We start from the raw sequence: 4,331 nt of genomic DNA, 5'->3' as shown, positions 1-4,331 counted from the left end.
GGGCAGCCGCCATTCGAGGACCTCGGGGTCGGTGAGCCGGGAGTTGGTCATGTGCGTCTGGACGACGCTCGCGCCGGGGAAGCCGTCGCCCGCGCCGGAACCGGAGGCGACGGTCTCGTAGTACTGGTGGCACTCGTTGCCGAAGGTGACGTTGTTCATCGTCCCCGAGCCCTCCGCCTGGACGCCGAGCGCCGCGTACAGCGCTCCGGTGATCGCCTGGGAGGTTTCGACGTTGCCCGCGACGACCGCGGCCGGCGGCTCGGGAGAGAGCATGGAGCCGGACGGTACGACGATCCTCAGCGGGCGCAGACAGCCGTCGTTGAGCGGGATGTCGGCGGCGACCAGGGTGCGGAAGACGTACAGGACGGCCGCGTTGACCACGGAGAACGGGGCGTTGAAGTTGGTCGCGAGCTGCGGGGAGGTGCCGGTGAAGTCGATCGTCGCCGACCGCTGCTCGCGGTCCACGCGGACACGGACCCGGATGACGGCTCCCGAGTCGGTCTCGTAGGCGTACTCCCCGTCGTCCAGCGCGTCGACGACCCGGCGGACGGCCTCCTCGGCGTTGTCCTGGACGTGCCGCATGTAGGCCTGGACGACGTCGAGGCCGAAGTCGTCGATCATGCGTGCGACCTCGTCAACGCCCTTCTGATTGGCGGCGGTCTGGGCACGCAGGTCGGCGAGGTTGGTCTCGGGGTTGCGGGAGGGATACCTCGCGCCGGTCAGGAGGCGGAGGGTCTCCTCCTCCCGCAGCCGGCCGTTCTCGGCGAGCAGCCAGTTGTCGAAGAGAACGCCCTCCTCGTCGATGGTGCGGCTGTTCGCCGGCATGGAGCCCGGCGCGATCCCGCCGATCTCGGCGTGGTGGCCGCGGGAGGCGACGTAGAACAGGACGCGGTCACCCTGCGTGTCGCCCGTGCCGAAGACCGGGGTGATGACGGTGACGTCCGGCAGGTGGGTGCCACCGTGGTACGGGTCGTTGACCGCGTAGGTGTCCCCCGGCCGCATCCGGGGGCCGCGGCGCCGGATGACCTCCTTGACGCTGGTGCCCATCGAGCCCAGGTGCACGGGGATGTGCGGGGCGTTGGCCACCAGGTTTCCGTCCGGATCGAACAGGGCGCAGGAGAAGTCGAGGCGCTCCTTGATGTTGACCGACTGGGCCGTGGACTCCAGCCGGGCGCCCATCTGCTCGGCGATGGACATGAAGAGGCTGTTGAACACCTCCAGCAGAACCGGATCGGCTTCCGTACCGAGGTCGGAACTCTGCGTAACCGCCACGCGTTCCAGGAGCAGATGCCCGTCGTCGGTCGCCACGGCCCGCCAGCCATCGTCGACGACGGTCGTCGCACTGGCTTCCGTGATGATCGCGGGGCCGGTGACGGTGTCGCCGGGGGGCAGGTCCTCGCGGCGGTGCAGGGGTACGCCGCGCCAGACGCCGCCGGTGTGGAGGCGGACGGTCTCCGGGGCGGCGGAGCGGCCCGCGCGGGCGGCCTGGTACGGGGCAAGGGCGGACAGATCGGGGGGTTCGGTGATGCCGGTGGCTTCCACGGAGAGGGACTCGACGACGATCGGGCGGCCGAGGGTGAAGGAGTACGTGGCACGATGACGTTCTTCGAAGGCGTGCCGCATGGTGGCGGGCTCGGCCAGTTCGACGGTGAGGGCGGTGTCCGTGCCGTCGTAGCGGAGCTGGGCGCGGCGGGTGACGCGGATGTGCTCCTCGGGGACGTCCTCGGCGGTGAGTTCCGCGCGGGCTGCGGCCTCCAGGTCGTCGGCGGTCTTCAGTACGCCCGGCATGGCGGCGGGCTCCAGGGGTGCCTCGACGGACTGCTCTCGCATGGCCGTGGTGTCGGCGAGGCCGATGCCGAGCGCGGAGAGGACGCCCGCCATGGGCGGCACGAGGACGGTCCGGATGCCGAGCGAGTCGGCGACCATGCAGGCGTGCTGCCCGCCCGCGCCGCCGAAGGTGGTCAGGGCGTAGCGGGTGACGTCGTGGCCCTTCTGCACGGAGATCCGCTTGACGGCGTTGGCGATGTTGGCGACGGCGATCTGCAGGTAGCCCTCGGCGACCTGCTCGGGGGTGCGGTCGTCGCCCGTCCGCTCGCGGATCTCGCGGGCGAGGGCGGTGAAGCGCTCGCGGACGAGTGCGTCGTCGAGGGGCTGGTCGCCGCCGGGGCCGAACACCTTGGGGAAGTGGGCGGGCTGGATGCGGCCGAGCATCACGTTGGCGTCGGTGACGGCGAGTGGACCGCCGCCGCGGTAGCAGGCGGGCCCCGGGTCGGCGCCCGCCGAGTCCGGGCCGACGCGGTAGCGGGAGCCGTCGAAGTGGAGGACCGAGCCGCCGCCGGCGGCCACGGTGTGGATGTCCAGCATGGGAGCGCGCAGCCGCACGCCCGCGATCTGCGTGGTGAAGGCGCGTTCGTACGCGCCCGCGTAGTGGGAGACGTCCGTGGAGGTGCCGCCCATGTCGAAGCCGATGACCCGGTCGAAGCCGGCGAGCCGGGACATGCGCGCCATGCCGACGATGCCGCCCGCGGGCCCGGACAGGATGGCGTCCTTGCCGCGGAACTGCCCGGCCTCGGCGAGCCCGCCGTTGGACTGCATGAACATCAGCCGTACGCCGGCGAGCTCGTCGCCGACGTGCTGGACGTAGCGGCGCAGCACGGGCGACAGGTAGGCGTCGACGACCGCGGTGTCCCCGCGCGGGACGAGCTTCATCAACGGGCTGACCTCGCTGGACAGCGAGATCTGCGGGAAGCCGACGCGGGCGGCCAGCTCGCCGACGGCTCGTTCGTGCGCAGGGTGCAGATGGCTGTGCAGGCAGACCACGGCGACGGCGCGGATTCCGTCGTCGTACGCCTGCCGGAGGGGACCGGCGAGGGCGTCGAGGTCGGGGGCGCGCAGGACGGTGCCGTCGGCGGCGATGCGCTCGTCGACCTCGAGCACCCGTTCGTACAGCAGCTCGGGCAGCTCGATGCGGCGGGCGAAGATGTGCGGGCGGTTCTGGTAGGCGATGCGCAGGGCGTCGCCGAAGCCACGGGTGACGACGAGGACGGTTCGCTCACCGGTCCGTTCCAGCAGGGCGTTGGTGGCCACGGTGGTGCCCATGCGGACCGACTCCACGGGACCGCCGGAGCCGTCCAGGAGTGCCCGGACGCCCGCGACGGCCGCGTCGGCGTACCGCGCGGGGTTGTCGGACAGCAGTTTGTGCGTGACCAGGCGGCCGTCCGGGCGGCGCGCAACGACGTCGGTGAACGTGCCGCCCCGGTCGACCCAGAACTGCCAGCCCGTCATCCCGTCACCCCGCTTCCGCACCGTCGCTCACAGCGCCCGCAGGCCGTCGATCACGTCGCGCAGGATGCTCTCGTCCGGCAGCTGGGCCGGGGGCACCGGGCGCGTCACGTGGACGTACTCCTCGTCCACGAGGTCACCGATCAGGACGCGCACCACGCCGACGGGCAGGTCGAGTCCCGCGGCGAGCTCGGCGACCGACTGCGGGGTGTCGCGGCACAGCCCGACGATGGACACGTGTTCCGGCGACAGCGCGTGGTCCGTCTCCGGGTCGTCCACGTCGGGTTCCGTGACGACCACCGCGATCAGGTCCAGGCGGTGCTGGGCCCCATGGCTGGTGCGGCCGCGCGTCATGGCGTAGGGGCGGACCACCGGTCCGGCCTCGTCGTCGAACCAGTGGCTTCCTGCCTGACCGTCTGCGCTCATGTCATCCCACTACCCGCAGGAGGACACATCGGTGCGCGGAGCGGCGCCCAGATGCGCGCCGGCCCGCTTGACGAGGAGAGTCATCTCGTACGCCACCTGGCCGACGTCGGAGTCGGCGTCGGCCAGGACGGCCAGGCAGCTGCCGTCGCCGGCGGCGGTGACGAACAGGAAGACCTCGTCCAGTTCGACGACGGTCTGCCGGACGCTGCCCGCCTCGAAGTGCCGGCCCACGCCCTTGGCGAGGCTGTGGAAGCCCGAGGCCACGGCGGCCAGATGCTCGCTGTCCTCCCGGGTCAGGTCCTTGGACACACCGGTGGGCAGACCGTCCCCGGACAGGACGATGGCCTTGCGGATGCCGGCGACCCGGTCCACCAGGTCGTCGAGGAGCCAGTTCAGCTCCGCCTTGCCCGTCACGGTGTGGCCGGTCGTCTTCGGTGCGGTCATCGGCCGTCCCCCTCAGTCGTTCCTTGTGCGGTCGTTCCCTGTGCGGTGCTGCCGCCCGGAGCCTCGTCGCTCACGGCGTTCTCCTCACGGCCGCGCTGCCAGCCGCGCTGGAGCGCGGCCATACGGCTGCGTACCTCGTCGGCGTCGCGTTCGACGGGGTCGGGGCCGTCCTCGGTGCG

Annotated in this window: 4 protein-coding genes; all 4 read right to left on the bottom strand. The window is 71.9% G+C overall.

Translation table 11 applies throughout. From position 1 onward, the window contains the following. A partial coding sequence (locus RH94_RS09135; RefSeq protein ID WP_407697293.1) for a hydantoinase B/oxoprolinase family protein occupies positions 1-3,285 on the bottom strand: 3,285 nt, incomplete at its 3' end. Between the two features lie 27 nt (positions 3,286-3,312). Next, positions 3,313-3,708 carry a DUF742 domain-containing protein gene (locus tag RH94_RS09130; RefSeq protein ID WP_073947127.1) on the bottom strand — a complete coding sequence of 132 codons (396 nt, stop codon included), beginning with the start codon at positions 3,706-3,708 and terminating at the stop codon, positions 3,313-3,315. 9 nt (positions 3,709-3,717) lie between these two features. Beyond that, positions 3,718-4,152, bottom strand: coding sequence for a roadblock/LC7 domain-containing protein (locus RH94_RS09125; RefSeq protein ID WP_073947126.1), 435 nt, complete (start codon positions 4,150-4,152; stop codon positions 3,718-3,720). After that, on the bottom strand, positions 4,149-4,331 hold a 183-nt coding region (locus RH94_RS09120), incomplete at its 5' end, for a hypothetical protein (RefSeq protein WP_143203983.1). The genes RH94_RS09125 and RH94_RS09120, both read right to left, overlap by 4 nt.

It is taken from the genome of Streptomyces kebangsaanensis, from assembly GCF_001906585.1.
In the GTDB taxonomy this organism is placed as follows: Bacteria; Actinomycetota; Actinomycetes; order Streptomycetales; family Streptomycetaceae; genus Streptomyces; species Streptomyces kebangsaanensis.
The sequence above is the reverse complement of the archived record's forward strand: the minus strand, read 5'-3'. Positions and strand labels throughout refer to the sequence as shown.